Origin of the sequence: Streptomyces sp. H39-S7 (assembly GCF_027158205.1) — a bacterium.
Taxonomy (GTDB): domain Bacteria; phylum Actinomycetota; class Actinomycetes; order Streptomycetales; family Streptomycetaceae; genus Actinacidiphila.
The window spans coordinates 74,763-92,055 of record NZ_JAPVLU010000021.1; the positions used below are offsets into that span (position 1 = coordinate 74,763).

General features: G+C 70.6%; 20 protein-coding genes. 7 read left to right on the forward strand and 13 right to left on the reverse strand.

The genetic code is table 11. From position 1 onward, the window contains the following. Positions 1 to 2 precede the first annotated feature (2 nt). Positions 3 to 269, reverse strand: a complete 267-nt coding sequence (locus O3X23_RS21405) for a hypothetical protein (RefSeq protein WP_269273072.1) — start codon at positions 267 to 269, stop codon at positions 3 to 5. 171 nt (positions 270 to 440) lie between these two features. Beyond that, positions 441 to 1,766, reverse strand: coding sequence for an MFS transporter (locus tag O3X23_RS21410; RefSeq protein ID WP_269273073.1), 1,326 nt, complete (start codon positions 1,764 to 1,766; stop codon positions 441 to 443). Between the two features lie 229 nt (positions 1,767 to 1,995). Here O3X23_RS21410 and O3X23_RS21415 point away from each other — a divergent pair, with 229 nt between their 5' ends. Continuing rightward, positions 1,996 to 2,913 (forward strand): LysR family transcriptional regulator, encoded by a 918-nt coding sequence (locus O3X23_RS21415; RefSeq protein WP_269273074.1) that lies wholly within the window; start codon positions 1,996 to 1,998, stop codon positions 2,911 to 2,913. Positions 2,914 to 2,999: 86 nt separating this feature from the next. Then, positions 3,000 to 3,392 (forward strand): TOBE domain-containing protein, encoded by a 393-nt coding sequence (locus O3X23_RS21420; protein ID WP_269273075.1) that lies wholly within the window; start codon positions 3,000 to 3,002, stop codon positions 3,390 to 3,392. Positions 3,393 to 3,423: 31 nt separating this feature from the next. Here O3X23_RS21420 and O3X23_RS21425 read toward each other — a convergent pair whose 3' ends face one another. Together O3X23_RS21425 and O3X23_RS21430 are read right to left on the reverse strand one after the other, a co-directional pair. Then, on the reverse strand, positions 3,424 to 3,564 hold the full coding sequence (locus O3X23_RS21425) for a hypothetical protein (protein ID WP_269273076.1): 141 nt from the start codon (positions 3,562 to 3,564) through the stop codon (positions 3,424 to 3,426). Further along, a complete protein-coding gene (locus tag O3X23_RS21430) occupies positions 3,548 to 4,561 on the reverse strand; it encodes a hypothetical protein (protein WP_269273077.1) in 1,014 nt (337 codons plus the stop codon). The genes O3X23_RS21425 and O3X23_RS21430 overlap by 17 nt, the downstream gene beginning before the upstream one ends. 29 nt (positions 4,562 to 4,590) lie before the next feature. On the opposite strand from O3X23_RS21430, the gene O3X23_RS21435 reads away from it, so the two are divergent. Further along, positions 4,591 to 4,929, forward strand: a complete 339-nt coding sequence (locus tag O3X23_RS21435) for a hypothetical protein (RefSeq protein WP_269273078.1) — start codon at positions 4,591 to 4,593, stop codon at positions 4,927 to 4,929. Between the two features lie 3 nt (positions 4,930 to 4,932). Here the strand turns inward: O3X23_RS21435 and O3X23_RS21440 are convergent, their stop codons facing one another. After that, a complete protein-coding gene (locus O3X23_RS21440; protein ID WP_269273079.1) occupies positions 4,933 to 5,403 on the reverse strand; it encodes a GNAT family N-acetyltransferase in 471 nt (156 codons plus the stop codon). 131 nt (positions 5,404 to 5,534) lie between these two features. Further along, positions 5,535 to 6,821, reverse strand: a complete 1,287-nt coding sequence (locus tag O3X23_RS21445; protein WP_269273080.1) for an RICIN domain-containing protein — start codon at positions 6,819 to 6,821, stop codon at positions 5,535 to 5,537. Between the two features lie 612 nt (positions 6,822 to 7,433). On the opposite strand from O3X23_RS21445, the gene O3X23_RS21450 reads away from it, so the two are divergent. Beyond that, complete coding sequence (locus O3X23_RS21450) at positions 7,434 to 8,987, forward strand: ThuA domain-containing protein (protein ID WP_269273081.1); 1,554 nt, start codon at positions 7,434 to 7,436, stop codon at positions 8,985 to 8,987. A 79-nt stretch (positions 8,988 to 9,066) separates the two neighbouring features. Here the strand turns inward: O3X23_RS21450 and melC2 are convergent, their stop codons facing one another. The 4 genes from melC2 to O3X23_RS21470 all read right to left on the reverse strand — a co-directional run bounded on the left by melC2 (position 9,067) and on the right by O3X23_RS21470 (position 11,690). Beyond that, a complete protein-coding gene (gene melC2 / locus O3X23_RS21455) occupies positions 9,067 to 9,885 on the reverse strand; it encodes a tyrosinase MelC2 (RefSeq protein WP_269273082.1) in 819 nt (272 codons plus the stop codon). Positions 9,886 to 9,954: 69 nt separating this feature from the next. After that, complete coding sequence (gene melC1 / locus O3X23_RS21460; protein ID WP_269273083.1) at positions 9,955 to 10,353, reverse strand: apotyrosinase chaperone MelC1; 399 nt, start codon at positions 10,351 to 10,353, stop codon at positions 9,955 to 9,957. A 354-nt stretch (positions 10,354 to 10,707) separates the two neighbouring features. Further along, positions 10,708 to 10,926, reverse strand: coding sequence for a hypothetical protein (locus tag O3X23_RS21465; protein ID WP_269273084.1), 219 nt, complete (start codon positions 10,924 to 10,926; stop codon positions 10,708 to 10,710). A 203-nt stretch (positions 10,927 to 11,129) separates the two neighbouring features. Continuing rightward, positions 11,130 to 11,690 (reverse strand): cupin domain-containing protein, encoded by a 561-nt coding sequence (locus tag O3X23_RS21470; protein ID WP_269273085.1) that lies wholly within the window; start codon positions 11,688 to 11,690, stop codon positions 11,130 to 11,132. A gap of 242 nt (positions 11,691 to 11,932) precedes the next feature. Between O3X23_RS21470 and O3X23_RS21475 the strand changes: the two genes are divergently transcribed. Then, on the forward strand, positions 11,933 to 12,787 hold the full coding sequence (locus tag O3X23_RS21475; RefSeq protein ID WP_269273086.1) for a helix-turn-helix transcriptional regulator: 855 nt from the start codon (positions 11,933 to 11,935) through the stop codon (positions 12,785 to 12,787). A gap of 63 nt (positions 12,788 to 12,850) precedes the next feature. Here O3X23_RS21475 and O3X23_RS21480 read toward each other — a convergent pair whose 3' ends face one another. Continuing rightward, complete coding sequence (locus O3X23_RS21480) at positions 12,851 to 13,471, reverse strand: TetR/AcrR family transcriptional regulator (protein ID WP_269273087.1); 621 nt, start codon at positions 13,469 to 13,471, stop codon at positions 12,851 to 12,853. Positions 13,472 to 13,523: 52 nt separating this feature from the next. Between O3X23_RS21480 and O3X23_RS21485 the strand changes: the two genes are divergently transcribed. Beyond that, complete coding sequence (locus O3X23_RS21485) at positions 13,524 to 14,852, forward strand: aldehyde dehydrogenase family protein (protein WP_269273088.1); 1,329 nt, start codon at positions 13,524 to 13,526, stop codon at positions 14,850 to 14,852. Between the two features lie 129 nt (positions 14,853 to 14,981). Further along, the gene (locus O3X23_RS21490; protein WP_269273089.1) at positions 14,982 to 16,130 is read left to right on the forward strand and encodes a serine hydrolase domain-containing protein; all 1,149 of its coding nucleotides are present in this window, start codon (positions 14,982 to 14,984) and stop codon (positions 16,128 to 16,130) included. Positions 16,131 to 16,188: 58 nt separating this feature from the next. Here O3X23_RS21490 and O3X23_RS21495 read toward each other — a convergent pair whose 3' ends face one another. Then, positions 16,189 to 16,455 (reverse strand): DUF6295 family protein, encoded by a 267-nt coding sequence (locus tag O3X23_RS21495; protein ID WP_269273090.1) that lies wholly within the window; start codon positions 16,453 to 16,455, stop codon positions 16,189 to 16,191. Positions 16,456 to 16,457: 2 nt separating this feature from the next. Further along, positions 16,458 to 17,207 (reverse strand): dienelactone hydrolase family protein, encoded by a 750-nt coding sequence (locus O3X23_RS21500; protein ID WP_269273091.1) that lies wholly within the window; start codon positions 17,205 to 17,207, stop codon positions 16,458 to 16,460. Positions 17,208 to 17,293 lie beyond the last annotated feature (86 nt).

Below are 17,293 nucleotides of genomic sequence, written 5' to 3' on the forward strand. Positions count from 1 at the left end.
GTCTAGCGGGTATCGCCTTCCCAGTCCCAGTGGTCCGGATCGCCCGCGCGGGGGCCGTAGAGGGCGCGCCCGCCGGGGCCGAACTTGCCGATCTCGGTGACCAGCGCGGCGCTTTCCCGCAGTTGCCGGTCCGTCCACCCGGTGACGTCGAGCAGCAGTCCGTCGAGGGGACCGCCGACCAGTTCCCGGTATACGTGACCGGTCCGGGGCCCCGGATCCGGATCGTCGTGGTCGGCGCCGTAGACCCGGCGCCAGATCAGTTCACCCATGCCCGTCAGCATTGCAGCCGGCACTGACACCGCGCCGGGATCGACTGCTCACGCGCAGGTCGGCGACCGTCGTCGCGCGATGAGGCCGACGCGGATACGGACGGTCCCCCGTGACCGGATGACAGGAGCCCGTCTGCCGGGGGTGGAGAGGTCCACGGCCACCTGGACGGTTCAGTCCATCCAGCGCACGACGAGCAGCGCGGCCAGTGCCACCGCGAGGGCGATGACGCGGAAACCGCTGTCCATGGCACCGCTCAGGGCCGCCGCCGAGGCCCCGCTGCCCGCCGTGTTCGCACCGAGCGCGGTACCCATGGCGGCGACGCCCAGGGCGCTCCCCACCTCTCGCGCGGCACCGTTGACCCCGGATCCCATGCCAGCGCGTTCGCCGGGCAGAGCGGCCATGATTCCGCCGGACAGCGGGGGCAGCGCGAGTCCGATACCGGCCAGCGCCAGCGCCGGGCACAGGATGTAGAGCGCGTACGGGGTGTCCGCGCCGACCAGCGAGAACGCCGCGAGTCCCGCGACGAGTGCGGCGAACCCGACGGCCACCACCGGCCTGGCGCCCCAGCGGCGCACCAGTTTCGTGGAGGCGCGGGACGTCAGCCCCATCGCGACCGCGATCGGCGCCAGCGCGACGCCGGCCAGGGCGAGGGAGTAGCCGTGGGCGACCGTCAGGTACTGGGCGTTGACGTAGAACATGGCGAAGGCGCCGACGAAGGCCACGGCGACCCCCAGCGTCCCGGCCCGCAGCGGGCGCAGCGCGAACACCCGGGGGTCCAGCAGGGGGTGGCGCCGGCGCAGCCCGACGAGCACGTACATCAGCGTGATCAGGGCCGCCGCGGCGAACGATCCCAGGACCAGGGCGGACGTCCAGCCGCGTTCGCGTCCCTCGATCAGTCCGTAGAGCAGCGCGATGATGGCCGCCGCGAGCAGCACCGAGCCGGGTGCGTCGAGCGGCGCCGGGCGCGTCGGTGTCCGAGGGGCCCGCAGGGCCGTGATCGCCGCGAGCAGGGCGCCGGCTGCTCCGAAGACGATGAACAGCCCCTGCCAGGGCAGGTACTCCAGCACCACGCCGCCGACCACGTTGCCGAGGATGCCTCCCGCGGCCAGCGACGCCGTCCAGGTGGCCACCGCGTGCGGGCGACGGGCCGGCGGGAAGAGCAGCATCAGCAGTCCGAGGGTGACCGGCAGCGCGAGCGCGGCTCCGGCGCCGGCCACCAGCCGGCCAGTGATCAGCAGCGGCACCTGTCCGGCCATGGCCGCGAGTACGCTGCCGGCGGTGAACAGGCAGAGTCCGGTGATCAGTACACCCTTGCGGCCGAGCCGGTCGGCCAGCGCGCCACCCGGGATCAGCAGGCAGGCGAAGGCGATCAGATAGGCGTCCACGATCCACACCAGGGCGGTGGGACCGGGGTGCAGCGAGCTGTGGGCGAGCGACGGGATCGCGAGGTTCATCGCGGCCGCCATCGCCTGCAGGGTCCCCACGCACAGGGACATCAGGACGAGCATTTCCCGGCTGCGCGGGTGCTCCTCGGATGCCGGCGGCGGTGCGGGTGATGCCAGTTGACCGTCTGTCTGTCGCCCTGCCACAGCGTCTCCTCGAGCTCTCGGTGCGGTACCCGGGAAACGGTAGGAGCGGCCTGACACAACGGCAAATGCACTTATCTCACAAGTATATTGCGTCACACACAATCAACCAGGCGAGAGGCATCGCATGACCCGGAACATGGATCTGAATCTCCTGATCGCTCTCGATGCCCTGCTCGACGAACGCTCCGTCACGGCCGCCGCCGATCGCCTCGGCCTGTCCGCTCCCGCGATGAGCCGCACCCTGGCCCGGATCCGTACCGCGTTCTCGGACCCGATCCTGGTCCGGTCCGGGCGGTCGATGGTGCCGACCCCGCGGGCCGAGGCCGTGCGCCAGGAGGTCAAAGCCCTCCTGGACCGCTCGCGTGCGCTGTTCGCCGAGGGCCGCCCGGTGGACGCGGCGCGGCTGGAGCAGACGTTCACGATCGTCGCCAACGACCTGCCGTCGACCGCCCTCGCCACCCGGCTGCTGCCCGGCCTCCAGCACTCCGCCCCGGGCGTCAGCGTCGTCCTGCTCCCCGAGAGCCCTCACCCCGACGACTTCGTCCTGCGCGACGGGACAGCGGACCTCGAGATCCGCATCATCACCGCACCGCCGCCCGAAACCCTCGTCGAGACACTGTTCACCGACGAGATGGTCGCCGTCGTCCGGCGCGGGCACCCCCTCGCGGGAAAGCCGCTCACCCCGGCCGGCTTCGCCGGCGCCCTGCACGTCCTCACGTCCCGGCGCGGCCGACTGCGTGGTCCACTGGACGACGCCCTCGAGGCCAAGGGCCTGCGCCGCCGGGTGGTCGCGGCGATGCCGACCTTCGCCGCGGCCCTCCAACTCGTCGCCGCCTCCGATCTGATGGGCCAGGCCCTGGCCAGAACCGGCGCACACCTGATCACCGCGCTCGGTCTGGAAGTCCTGCGCATCCCGCTGCGCATCCCGCCCATCGAGATCTCCATGGGCTGGCATCCCCGGCACGACAACGACCCGGCACAGCGCTGGTTCCGGGAGCAGGTGCGTGCCGCTCTCGGCGGCGACGCCGCCCCGGCCACCGGCCACGGCGCGTGACCGTCCCACGTCCCAGGGGCCGCACCGGCGTCCCTCCCGTGCCGTCGCCGACGGAAGCGGGCGGCGTTGGGCTTAGTGTTCGGCTCATGGAGTCCTACACCATTGGTCAGGCGGCGAACCTGCTCGGCGTGAGCGTCGACACGGCGCGGCGCTGGGCCGACGCAGGCCGTTTCCCCACCCACCGCGAGAACACCCGCCGGTTCGTCGACGGCCCGGACCTGGCGGCCTTCTGCGTCGAGGTCGCGCAGGAGACAGCTGCGGAGAACGGCGAGGCGCACACCTCCGTGCGCAACGCCTTCTCGGGCATCGTCACCGCGGTCAAGCTCGGCGACGTCGCCGCCCAGGTCGAGATCCAGGCCGGCCCCCACCGGCTGGTCTCCCTGCTCACCCGCGAGGCAGTCGAGGAACTGCGGCTGGAAGTGGGCATGCGGGCCACCGCACGGGTGAAGTCCACCAGCGTCCACGTCGACCTCACCTGAACCGCGTCCCGCCGCTTCGGGCGCCCGCCGCTCACTTGCGGCGGGACAGCGCGATCATGACCAGCACGAGAACGCCGACCAGCAGCAGGATCCCCACCACGGTGAGAACGACATGACTGCCGCCGGACGCGGAGGGGGGTGGATCGGGAGCGAGGTCAGCCAGCAGAGACACGTGTGTTCTTCCCTTCGACGGGACCGGTGATGGCGGCCGGGGCCGCCCCCAGACCCAGAATGAGCATCAGTAGGACCGGGAACTCCAGATAGGCGTGGTAGCTCGCGACGGCCGCGTACAGCGCCTTGCCCTGCGCGTAGTCCGTCGCGAACAGGCACGCGAGTGCGGCGGCCGCGCCCAGGCCCAGCGCCCACGCCCGCCAGCCGCGCAGCGCCGGCACGCGGCGTTCGAACGCCCGCGAGGCGTCGGGCGCGTAGCGCGGCAGGAACCAGACCCAGACCACGTAGTGCATCGTCTGCAGGAACGCGAAGACCGCGACGAAGCGCAAGCTCACCGCCGAGTCCAGCCACGCCGGTGGGGTGTACGCGGCGGACAACCGGTCGGTCCACGCCGTGCCGGCGGCCAGCCAGTGGTCGAACGCCCCGGCCATCAGCAGCGCGGGCACCAGCAGGACCCATCCGCACTGCACCGCACGGAAGGTGCCCCGCCCATGGGGCAGCCGCCGCGACCACTCCCACAGGAAGAGCAGGGGCACGATGTTGTGCAGATGCGTCAGCACCACGAAGTGGTAGGCCGGGAAGGTCAGTGAGGTGCCGGCCGCCGCGGCGAGCACGGCGACCGCCGCCGCCAGCAGCGGCGTCCGGGAACGCAGGGCGTGCACACACGCGGTGCCCAGCAGCCCGTACGCCAGCAGGATCTCTCCGGTGCGCGTCACGGTCGACGGCGGCAGCAGGCGGCACACCACGATCCCCGTGATCAGCAGGCCCAGGAGTCGCAGGAGCGGCCCGCGCAGCACTCCTTCGAAGCGGCCGGCCACGTACCGCAGTTCCAGCACGTTGTGCAGGATCCCGAACGTCGCGAGCCCGACGACGGCGGTGCCGGCCGGAAGCCGCAGCGCCGCGACCAGCGCGACGGCAGCCGCGCACCCGAACCCCAGCACCGGCGCGGCACCCAGCCCCCGCACGACGGGCAGGGCCGCCGCCTGCGCGCTCGCCATCCGTCCCCTCCCCGTGACACGATCCCGCCGTGCCGTACGTGTTCGCACTCGCTCTGACCGTGCTCGTCGAGGTTCCCGTCTACATCGCAGCGCTCACCGTAGCGGGCCGCGTCCGGCCGACGCGCGCCGGCGTCGCCGCCCTGATCGTCAACGGTGTGACGCACCCACCCCTCTGGTGGTTCCTCACCCATGTACCGGCCGCGGGCTACTGGGAGTACTTCGCCGTGGCCGAGGCAGTCGTCTGCCTGGTGGAGGGGGTGCTCCTGAGCCGTATGCTCCGGCTGAGGGGGCCTGTCCCGTACGCGGCATCCGTGACGGCCAACGCGGCATCGATCATCGCCGGGCTGCTCCTGGCCCGAGCAACCTGATCCCTAGTCCAGAACCAGTTCCCCGACCCGCTGGTCCCCGCTCATCTCACCCGTCGGCCGGACCCCGAGCCCCAGGTAGAAACGCTCGGGGCCGTCCTCACCCGGGTGCCAACTGGTGGTGAGGCGATTGCCGCCACGGCGGCGGATCTCAGCGGCCACGGCCTCGACGGCGAACCGCCCACAACCGCGGCCCTGCTCGCCGGCCGCGATGTTCAGGCGCCACAGACCGGAGCGGATGTCGTTGCCCGTGCCGTCGCCGGCGAAGTCGATGTCCAGAAAGGCCATGACGAAGCCCACGATCCGGTCGCCGTCGACGATGAGGCGGGGCCAGGCGATGCCGGGGTGGAGGTACGCCTCGGCGAGGGACTTCACGACCGGAGCCACCAGGTGCTCCTGGTCGGGCCGGACCTTGAGGTTGATGGCCGCATCGAAGTTGTCGGCGGTGATTTCCGCCAAGCGGAGCGCAGTCGTCATGCGGAGACCCTAAGACAGTGGATCAGGTGATTCTCCGGCCCCCGGGCAGGGGGCCCGCTGAGTGGCGGACGCGCAGGTGCCCGGCCGGCCTTGGGCAGGCCGGCCGGGCACCTGATGCTTCGGTGTGCCGGTCAGGTGGTGAGGTGCCACTGCTGGTTGGCGGCGGTGCTGTTGCAGGCCCAGATCTGGAGGCGGGTGCCGTTGGCCGAGCTGGGGCCGGTGGCGTCCAGGCAGCGGCCCGATCCGGTGTTGACGAGCGTGCTTCCGGCGCCCACCGTCCACTTCTGCGCGGCGGTGCCGTTGCAGTCGTAGAGCTGGATCTTGGTGCCGTCAGCAGTGCCCGCGGCGGTGACGTCCATGCACTTGCCGAGCGCCCGCAGGGATCCGTCGGACGCGGACGTCCAGGACTGCGCCCCCGTCCCGTTGCAGTCCCAGAGCTGTACGGGCGTGCCGTTGGCGGTGTTCGACGAGGCCACGTCGACGCACTTGTTGCCGTAGCCGGTGATCGGGTGGCCCGTTCCGTTCCCGCCGCCCGTGTCGCTGGTGGTGACGTGCACGTAGTCCACGACGAGCTGCTGCGGGAAGGTGGTGTTGGCGTCGGGGTCGCCGGGCCAGTAGCCGCCTACCGCGAGGTTGAGCAGCAGGTAGAAGGGATGGTCGAACACCCAGCGGTTGCCGCCCAGGTCGGCGGGGGTGCGGGTCTGGTAGAGGTTGCCGTCGACGTACCACTTGATGGAGTTCGGGGCCCAGTCCACGGAGAAGGTGTGGAAGGCGTCGGAGAAGCTCTGGCCGCCGGGGAGCGTGTAGCCGGCGCCGATGCCCGCGGCGCCGGAGTAACCGGGTCCGTGGATGGTGCCGTGCACCGTACCGGGCTCGAAGCCGACGTTCTCCATGATGTCGATCTCACCGCTGTTGGGCCAGCCGGCCGTGCCGATGTCGTTGCCGAGCATCCAGAACGCGGGCCACATGCCCTGGCCGCGCGGCAGCTTCATGCGGGTCTCGAAGTGCCCGTACGCCTGGGTGAACTTGGACGGCGTGGAGAGCCGGGCCGAGGTGTACTGACAGGTGCCGTACCAGCACTGGTAGTTGGCCGGGTTCTCCTTGCGGGCGGTGATGACGAGGTTGCCCTGGCCGTCGAGGGCCGCGTTGTGGTTGCCGCTCGTGTAGTACTGCCGCTCGTGGTTGTTCACGTTGTCGCCGGTCTCGTAGCCCCACTTGGAGCTGTCGACCGCGCTTCCCGCGGCACCGTTGAAGTCATCGGTGAAGGTGGCGGCAGCCGCTGCGGAAGGGGCGTTCTCGGCGCCGGAGGCCTGTGGGGCCAGCGCCTGCTGTAGCCCGCCGCAGAGCAGCAGCACGGCGGCGGCGAACAGCGCGAGGGGGCGGGGACTTATGCGTCGGGTGGGGGGTGACGCCGACATGAAGGGCTCCTCAGTGGGGGACGGGGAAAGCCGGAAAACCGTCTGACTCCTTACGGACGGACGAGGGTGCGGGTCAGGCCGAGAGCGCTCTCAGAAACGCCGTCACACACGGGCACGCGTGCGCGAGGAGTCGACCGAGGCGACTGCGGTACCGCTTCCGACGCCCCGCAGCGTCGGATCATCGGTACACGACAGAGCAGCGCTTTGAGGCGCTGCACGGCCACGACCATGCTTGGACTAGACCACGCCCCTGTCAAGACCACGGCCGGCCCTTCCGGTCATTCGGTGGACATCGGCACAGGACAGACGCCTATCGAGATACGCAAGCCGCCGAAAACCACCGGCGGGAGACAACTGCCGTATGTGCGCCAAGCCTTGACGGGGCCTTGCCGCGTCGGTTAACTCACCGTCTGGATTAAGTCGTGAAGTAAGTGGAGCCGCTACTGCCGCCCTCATCAGCGGGTGTCAGCCCCCCACCCGGCCGTGACCGACCCGCATCGGCCCCGGCCACCGCTTCCCTTCGACGGGCCGTCCACCGACGTGTCCGCACGTTGTTCTCTCCGCACGTCCCCCCCACCACCACTCCGCCGTGCCCAGGAGGAACCCCGTCCCATGGTCCGAACCCACACGGCACACTCCGTGCAACGCGTACTGATACGGCTGCTCGCGCTCTGCGCGCTCCTGCTCGGATTCGCCACCGTCCCGGAGACCGGCACCGCGCACGCGGTCCCCACCTTCAAAGTGCTGGCGTTCTACGACGGCACGTACGACGCGGCGCACATCAGCTTCGTCCACGAGGCCAACCAGTGGTTCCCGCAGCACGCCGCGGAGAACGGCTTCACGTACACCCCGACCAGTGACTGGAGCCAGCTCAACACCGCGAATCTGGCCAAGTACCAGGTGGTCCTGTTCCTGGACAACCACCCGCAGACCGCTGCCCAGCAGAGTGCGTTCAAGACGTACATGGACAACGGCGGCGGCTGGATGGGCTTCCACGTCTCGGCCTACAACGACGCCGGTTCCAACGCCTGGTCCTGGTACCACAACACGTTCCTGGGCACCGGCACCTTCAAGAGCAACACCTGGGGCCCGACGGGCGAGACGCTGAAGGTCGAGGACCGCGCACACCCGTCGATGGCAGGGGTCCCGGCCACCTTCGCGTCCTCGGTCAGTGAGTGGTACAGCTGGAACAACGACCTGCGCCAGAACCCGAACATCGACATCCTGGCCTCACTCGACCCGTCCACCTTCCCGGTCGGCACCGACCCGGCCCAGACCTGGAACAGCGGCTACTACCCGATCATCTGGACCAACCGCCAGTACAAGATGCTCTACGCGAACTTCGGTCACAACGCGATGAACTACGACACCAACACCGCGCTGTCGTCGACCTTCGCGAGCGCCCAGCAGAACCAGTTCCTCCTCAACGGCATCAAGTGGCTCGGCGGCGGTGCGCCCGATCCGGGCGCCGGCTTCACGCTCGGCGTCACGCCCGCCTCCGGCACGGTGGCGCCCGGCGCCTCGGCCACCGCCACGGTCACGACAGCGGTGACGTCCGGTGGCACGGCACAGAGTGTGGCGCTGACCGCGAGCGGTGCCCCGTCGGGGGCGACGGTGTCGTTCAGCCCGGCGTCGGTGACCTCGGGGAGCAGTTCCACGCTGACGGTGACCACGACCGCGGCCATCACACCGGGTACGTACCCCATCACCGTCACCGGCACCGCTTCGTCGGGCGCCCGTACGGCCACCTACAGCCTGACGGTGTCAGGCACCGGTGGCGGCTCGGGTGCGATCACGGGCTACGGCGGCAAGTGCGTGGACGTGGCGGGCGCCAGTTCGGTGAACGGTGCCGCGGTGCAGCTGTACGACTGCAACGGCACCGCCGCGCAGAGCTGGGCGGTGGGTTCGGACGGCAGCGTGAAGGCCCTGGGCAAGTGCATGGACGTCACCGCCGCCGGAACCGCGAACGGCACCAAGGTCCAGCTCTACGACTGCAACGGCAGCGCTGCGCAGAAGTGGAGCCCGAGCACCAACAACACTCTGGTCAACACCGGTTCCGGTCGCTGCCTCGACGCCGCAGGACCGAGTTCGGCCAACGGCACCCGACTCCAGATCTGGACCTGCAACAGCGCCGCCGCCAACCAGCAGTGGCACCTCCCCGGCTGAACGGACGGTGATCCCCCGGGGCAACCCGGGGGACCACCCGCCCGGCACGCGGTCACCGGAGCCGACGCGCTCCAGCCCGTCAGGCGTAGGTGTAGCGGGAGGTGTGGTCGATCAGGTCGGCCGGGGTGATGTCGTTCCACGGCTTCATGGTCTCGCGCAGGTCGACGACGTCCGGTGTCCCCGCGGCCGGCAGGTACGGCGAGGTCGGGTGCAGTCGCTGCCAGTCCGCCCACAGCTTGTCTATGAAGCAGTGGTGCAGCCAGAACACCGGGTCGTTGGGCGACACGCCCGTGCCCATCTGGCCGCCGACCCATACATGGACACGGTTGTGCAGGTTCACCCCGCGCCAGCCCTCCAGGTGGTTGCGGAACCCGTTCGACCGGCTGTTCCACGGGGCCATGTCGTAGACGGGCATCGCGAGGACGGAGTCGACCTCGGCCCGGGTCGGCAGGGGGCGGCCTCCGCCGCCGAGGGCACGGCGCAGGAAACTGCGGGAGTCCACACGGACGTTCACCGTCCACCGGCCGGAGTTGAAGGCGAACGGGCCGGTGGTCACCTGGGCGTCGGCGGCGCGTCCGTCGCCACCGAGGAAGTCCGCGCCCCACAGGGAGGCGGACGCCGTACGGTCCTGCGTCCAGTCCCAGTACGGGAGCATGACCTGGGGATCGACCGACTGCAGCGCCTGCTCGAACTCGAGAAGGAATCTGCGGTGCCAGGGCAGGAAGGACGGCGAGCGGTGCCCGACGCGCTCTCCGTTGTCGACGTCGGACATGATGAAGGCGTTGTGCGTGACGACGAACTCGTCGTACCGGCCACTTCGCTTGAGTTCCAGCACGGCGTCGGTGAAGGCACTCTTCTGTGCGGTGGTGAGGTTCGCCTGGTTCTGACGGACTGCCATGAGAAGTCTTTGTCCTCTTCGGGTGGTTCGGGTTCCGACGAGCGGGTGTGCGGGTGCGGGTGACTCGCGTCAGGCGAACGGAACGAGCGCGGCGCCGTGCAGTTCCAGCACCGCGGCCCGGGCCGCCGCGCGCGGCGTGGCGAACGTCTCGTAGTGGTTCACGACGCTGATCCAGGAGGAGTCGGCGTTCTGCATCACGTGCAGTTCCCCACCGTCCACGAACACGGCGTACCCCGCTCCCCCGCGGTGGTGTCCGGCGCCGGTCTGCGGCGCCCCCTGTATGCGCCGGCCCCGGTAGATCTCGTCGAACGCCTCGACTCCGGTGTGCGGGACGGACCCGGCGGTGTCGCCTCCGGGGCGCCGGGCGGCCAGTGCCACGGGGACGCCGAGTGCGACTCCGGTGAACGTGACGGCGGCGGCGCCGGTGACGGCGCCGCGCAGCACACTGCGGCGGGTGAGTTCGGACATGTACGGCCCCCATCGTGTCGCCTTCGGGTGCAACGACACCGAAAGGCAGGATTCCCAACAGGTGGTCACCTTTCGTGACCTCCCGAACGGGATGTTCGCAGGGGGCGGGCGCGGGTGGAAAGGAGCGTCCTTTTGGTTGGCTCCTTACCGGACATTCCATCGTAAGCCGTCGAAACTTGAACGAAGTGGATCTTGTAGAGAATCCTGCGGTCGGAGGGGTTCCACGCAAATATCTCTCGTGCATGGGCTGTCGCACGAGAGATATTCGGGTTGTACGGACGTTTTGGTGATATCGCCCACCAAAAGATCACGACGCAAAACCGTGCGGCCACGCGGCTCCGCGTGGCCGCCGCGTCACACCACGAGGCGGGCCGGCATCGTTCGGTCGACGTCGTCCAGACTCAGGACGCACTGCGGCACGCTGGAGCCGAAGCGGGGCTGGTGGATGCGGATCTGGAACGTCTGAGCGGGGTCCTCCGGCAGTTCGGCGGTGAGCACGCTCAGCCCGGCGCCGCGCATCCGCTCATGGACGACCTCGCGGCCGTCGACCAGAACCTCGACGTCACGTCTCATACCGGCACGGATGTTGACGGTGATCGAGTGACCCATGTGATCCAGGTGAAAATGATGACGTCGGAGCACGGCGCACCTCCGGGGCTGGCCTCCCTGCCAGCGTAGACCCGTCCTCCGGCGTTCGCGCTCCGCCGGCACGGACGATGCGCTGCGGTCAACGGTCGCTGCGTTCGGTGACCGATGCCGTCCGTGGCGGTCGTGCGTCATGGCTCCCGGGGCTCCACACGCCCTGCCGGCGGACGAAGGCCGCCACCCGCCCCGCCTGCCGGGCTGGTGAGGGGGGTGAGTTGCTGGATGTCGTGACGGGCCCGTATCGCGGCGATCCGCGCCTGGTCGGGCGGGCCTCCGGCGCCGAGCACGTCGGTGATCTCCTGGAGATAGTCCTCGTGGCCGGCCGGGGAGACCAGGAAGAGCATCCGGGCCGGTTCCGATGTGGGGTTGAAGAACGCGTGCGGGCAGCCGGCGGGCACGAACATGAAGCTGCCCGGCCCGCCCCGCATCACCTTGGCGCCGCTCTCCGACTCCCAGGAGCGCCAGTCGCCGCCGGCCTGCGTGGTCGGCTGGAAGGCGAGGAGATCGAGTTCGCCCTCCAGGACGTAGAAGACCTCCTCGGCCTGATCGTGCAGGTGCGCCCCGACATCGAATCCGGGCGCGATCTCGGCCTCGAACGTCGACCAGACCGTCGACCGCTCCGCTCCCGCCTTCAAGGTCATGTTCTGGATCCGGCGGCCGCCGCCGGGCGGCAGCAACAGTCCATCGGTCATGGCTCCTCGTTTCCTGTCGTCTCCTGGGCTCCGGGCTCCGGGCTCCGGCTGGGCCCGCCGCCGCCTCGCGGGCAGCCGGCCGGCCACCGGTGCCGGTCGGTTCCGATCGGCCGTGCGAAGCTCCTCCCGCTCGCCGGGCCGCGCTCCATAAGATAGGGCGGTCGCCGGATCCGGTCCTGGTACCGATGCTGCTACCCGGCGGCCGGTCGGACCGTTCCGTCGCACCCGGGGGTCACGTCGGTATGAGGGATGGTCAGGGGAATCCGCAGGCGGCCCGCCGGGCCGAGCTCGCCGCCTTCCTCCGGGCTCAGCGGGCACGGCTCCGACCGGCCGACGTGGGTCTGCGCGAATACGGCGAGCCCGGGCTCCGCCGGACGCCCGGCCTGCGGCGGGAGGAGGTCGCCGAGCTGTCCGGGGTCGGGGTCACCTGGTACACCTGGCTGGAGCAGGGGCGGGGCATATCGGCGTCGGCCCAGGTCGTCGACGCCCTGGCCCGCGCGATGCTGCTCGATCCCGATCAACACCGTCACTTGCGCAGTCTCGCCGGACTGACCGCCCCGGCGGTCAGCACACCGGTCGACGGCGCCCTTCCCCGGCTGCAGCGGCTGGTCGACGCGGTTTCTCCCACGATCGCGTGCGTCTACGACGTCCACTTCGACTACGTGGTGTGGAACACGGCTTACGCGCGAGTGCGGCACGACCCCCGGTCGCTCCCCCGCAACCGGTGCAATCTGCTGTGGATGATGTTCGCCGACGCCGAGAACCGGGCCAGGATGGTCCGTTGGGAGCCCGCCGCGCGTGCGGTGCTCAGCCAGTTCCGGGCCACCTTCGGACAGCAGCCGGACGATCCGCGATTCGCCGTCATGGTGGCGGAGTTGACCGAGGCCAGCCCCGAGTTCCGGGCCTGGTGGGCGGAGTACCCGGTCCGCTACTTCCGGCCCGCGACAACAGCGATCGAGCACCCGCGGATCGGGCGGCTCGACCTGGAGATCTTCCAGGTCCGCCCGGTCGAGGACCCCGATCTGCTCCTGGTCCTCCAGGTGCCCGCGGACCAGGAGGGCCGCCAGCGGGTGGTCGCGCTGCTCGACGAGGCCTGAAGCCGGTGAGCCGGGGGGTGGCGGCGCGCGGCCGTAGCACCCGGCGGGGGTCGGGCCGACGGGTCAGGCCGGACGGGCTCCGAGGGCGCGCAGCAGGAACGGGCGCAGTTCGCGGACCATCGCCTCACCCGTGGGCGACGGCGACGACCGGCCGGGGGTCAGGAAGACCCTGCTGACCATCGCCCCCACCACCAGGTCGGCCAGTACATGGGTGTCCTCCAGAGGCGGGATCTCACCGCGCGCGACCGCGCGGGCCACCAGTGCGGCGGCCCGGTCCCTGACGGGCTGGACGACGGCGTCGTCCAGGACGCGGGCCAGCGCCGGGTTGTGGGCGGCCTCGCCGATCAGGACGTGCAGCAGCCTGCCTCCCGGCCCGTCCAGCGTCCGGGCCTTGTCCCGGAGGAGCGCGGTGAGGTCTCCGTCGAGGGTGCCGGTGTCCTGGCCCGGCCCGAGGTCGCGGGCCCATTGGGTGGCCGTGCCGATGACCAGGTCCTGCTTCGAGCTCCACCGGCGGTAGAGCGTCGCGGTCGACACGCCCGCCCGCTTGGCGACCTCGGCCGTCGTCAGCCCGCCGTAGCCCTTCTCGTACAGGACCTCCAGCGTCGCTTCGAGCAGGACAAGGTCACGGCCGACGTCACGGCGCCTGCCGCGGACGGGGGAATCGTTCTCGGTGTGCTCGGTCACGTCATCAGGATATACGAAACGAAAGCTTTTCGTTTTGTGTACGTTGGATCCCATGACTCACCAAGACGAAACCCCGGACCTGGACGCCGCCGCCGTCGTCAGCCGCCTGCGCGCCACCTTCGCCTCCGGCCGGACCAAGCCGACGGCCTGGCGCCGTGCCCAGCTCAAGGCCCTGCGCACCCTGCTCGTGGACAACAGTGACGAGATCACCGCTGCCCTGCGATCGGACCTGGGCAAGGGCCTGAAGGAGGGCTACCGGACCGAGGTGGGCTTCACCATCAACGAGATCGACCACACCCTGGAGCACCTCGAGAGCTGGCTGGCCCCGCGCCCCGCCGCGCTTCCCGACAAGCTTCTGCCGGCGCAGGGATACGTCGTCCGTGACCCGCTCGGCGTCGTCCTGGTCATCGCGCCGTGGAACTACCCCCTCCAGCTGGCGCTGGCGCCCCTGGTCGGGGCGCTGGCGGCGGGCAACTGCGCCGTCGTCAAGCCCAGCGAGCTGGCGCCCGCGACCTCCGCCGCGATGGCCAAGTTCCTCCCCCGCTACCTCGACACCGAGGCCGTGACGGTCGTCGAAGGCGCGATCCCCGAGACCACCGCGCTGCTGGAGCAGCGCTTCGACCACATCTTCTACACCGGCAACGGCACCGTCGGCCGGATCGTCATGACCGCCGCCGCCAAGCACCTGACCCCGGTCACCCTGGAACTCGGCGGCAAGAGCCCCGCGGTCCTCGACCAGGGCTCGGATCTGGCCGCGGCGGCGCAGCGGATCGCGTTCGGCAAGTTTCTCAACGCCGGCCAGACCTGCGTCGCCCCCGACTACGTCCTGGCCATCGGCGACACGGCCCAGGCCGTCGAGCCGCTGCTCACCTCGGCCGTGCAGGCTCTGTACGGTGACGATCCCGCCGCCTCCACCGAGTACGGGCGCATCGTCAACGAGCGGCACTTCGACCGGCTCACCGGTCTGCTCGACAGTGGACGCACCGTGACCGGCGGAGAGCACGACCGCGCGACGCGCTACCTGGCGCCCACCGTCCTGGCCGACGTCTCGCCCGACTCCCCCGTCATGAAGGAGGAGATCTTCGGCCCGGTCCTCCCCATCGTGTCCGTGCCGGACCTCGACGCCGCGATCGCGTTCATCAACGCGCGCGACAAGCCGCTGGCGCTGTACGCGTTCACCGCGTCCGACGACACCAAGCAGCGGCTGCTGACCGAGACCTCGTCCGGCGCGCTCACCTTCGGCATCCCGGTGGCCCACCTCACCGCCCCGGAACTGCCCTTCGGCGGGGTCGGCGAGAGCGGGATGGGCCGGTACCACGGCGAGTACTCGATCGACACCTTCAGCCACAGCAAGGCGGTTCTCGACAAGCCGCTGTCCTGAGGACGGGCGGCGAGCGGGTGTGCGGCATCGGCCGGCGCCGGTCCGGATCGAATCGGACGGCTCCGGACCGATGACTTCGTACGGTGGAGGAAGTCCTACTACCGACCGCACACTCGAGAAGGTGGACCGATGACGAACCTGTACGACACCCTCGCCACGCATGTCAGCAAGGGGCCGGTGCCGGGAGCGGTGGCTCTGATGGCCCGCGGCGACCGGGTGGAGGTGCAGGTCGTCGGGTCCGCCGACGCCGCCGGCACCTCCCCGCTGACCAGGGATTCCATCTTCCGTATCGCCTCGATCGGCAAACCCATGACCGCCGCGGCGGTCATGATGCTGGTCGACGACGGCCTGATCGCTCTGGACGACCCGATCGGGCGCTGGCTGCCGGAGCTGGCGTCACCGACCGTCGTCCGTACCCCGGCCGGCCCGGTCGACGACGTGGTCCCGGCGGCCAGGGCGATCACCGTGGCCGATCTGCTCACCTTCCGCGCCGGGTACGGCTTCCCGTCCGACTTCTCGCTGCCCGCGGTCGGCCTGCTGTTCAGCGAGCTGAAGCAGGGACCGCCGCAGCCGCAGCTCACCGCGCCGCCGGACGCCTGGATGGCGACGCTCGCCGGTATCCCGCTGCTGCACCAGCCGGGCGAGGCGTGGCTGTACAACACCTGTTCCGACATCCAGGGCGTGCTGATCGCCCGGGTGGCGGGCCGTCCGCTGCCCGACTTCCTGAGCGAGCGGCTGTTCGAGCCCCTCGGCATGACCGACACCGGATTCGCGGTACCGGCCGGCGAACTCGGCCGGTTCACCGACTACTACCGCAGCGGCCCCGCGGGCGGTCTCGACCTGGTCGACGCGCCCGACGGGCAGTGGAGCAGCCTGCCGGCCTTCCCGTCCGGCGCCGGCGGCCTGGTCTCGACCGTCGACGACCTGCACGCCTTCGCCCGGCTGCTGCTCGCCGACGGAACCGTCGACGGCCACCGGCTGCTGTCGTCCGCGTCGGTGCGGCAGATGACCACCGACCATCTCACCCCGTCCCAGCGCGAAGCGGGCCGGCTGTTCCTCGAGGGCCAGGGCTGGGGCTTCGGCGGTTCCGTCGACGTCGCGGCCGTCGACCCCTGGAACGTGCCGGGCCGCTACGGCTGGGTCGGTGGCACCGGGACCGCGGCGCATGTCATCCCGTCCACCGGCGGGGTCACCATCCTGCTCGGCCAGTTGGAGATGGCCGGCCCGACCCCGCCCGACCTGATGCGGGACTTCTGGCGCTGCGCGGCGGCGTTCTGACGGCCGCCTCGCGGGCCGGCGGCAAGGCCCGCGAAGCGGCCACCCGACCGACAGACCGTCAGACCGCCAGCTCGGCCGGCACCGAGGCCAGGGCTTCCTGGATGGCGGCGATCAGCCGACGACCGGACTCCGCGGTCAGTTCCAGCGCGACGCGCGCCGAGGGGCCCTTGGACGGGTCGGCGAAGTCGATGTTGAGGGTGTGCTCGGCCATGGCGTGCACGGGATGGTCGAAGTACACCGTCACGTCGGTGACATGGAACCAGGAGCCGTTCGGCCCCTTGGCGCTGCCGTCGACGGAATCCTTGACGGTCGCGTACGTGCACATGCTCAGGCTCCCAGGTGGTCGGCGTAGAAGGCGGTGATCCGCTCCCAGCCGTCGTTGGCGGCCGCGACGTTGTAGGCGGGGCGGTCCGTCGAGAAGAAGCCGTGGCCCGCGCCTTCGTAGCTGTGGAACGCGAAGTCCTTGCCGTTGGCGGTCAGGATCTTCTCCAGTTCGGCCACCTGCTCGGGGCCGGGGTACTTGTCCTCCGCGCCGAACAGTCCCAGCAGCGGAGCGCTCAGTCGGGGCAGTTGGTCGACCAGGTTGGAGATCCGCATCGGGAAACCCTCGGGCACGGTGCCGGTGACGAACGCGCCGTAGCAGTCCACCGCGGCGTCCAGTTCCAGCTCCGGACGGCAGGCCACCAGCACGCTCTGCCGGCCGCCCGAGCAGTGGCCGATGACGCCGACCTTGCCGTTGGCGCTGGGCAGCGCCCGCAGGTGGTCCACGGCGGCGGAGATGTCGCCGGTCACGCGGCCGTCCGGAGCCCCGCCGTTCGCCCTGGCCGCCGCGGCGGCGTCGTCGGGCGCGGCGCCCGGTGCCTCACGGTAAAAGAGGTTGGGGCAGATCGCGTCGTAGCCGAGTTCGGCGAAGCGGCGGACGATCTCCTTGGTGCCCCGGTCGTACCCGGGCATGTGGTGGATGACGACCACACCCCCGCGCCGCTCCTGGCCCTGGGGGCGAGCCAGGTACGCCTCGATCTCGTCACCGCCGTGCCCGGTGATCCGGATGGTCTCCGCAGTCAGGGAATCACTCATGGCTTCAGCTATATCAGCCCGGCGCCCCGACCGGTGCCGGTCGGGCTCTGTGACCAAAAATGCCTGGTGGTGATGGGTGAACCCGT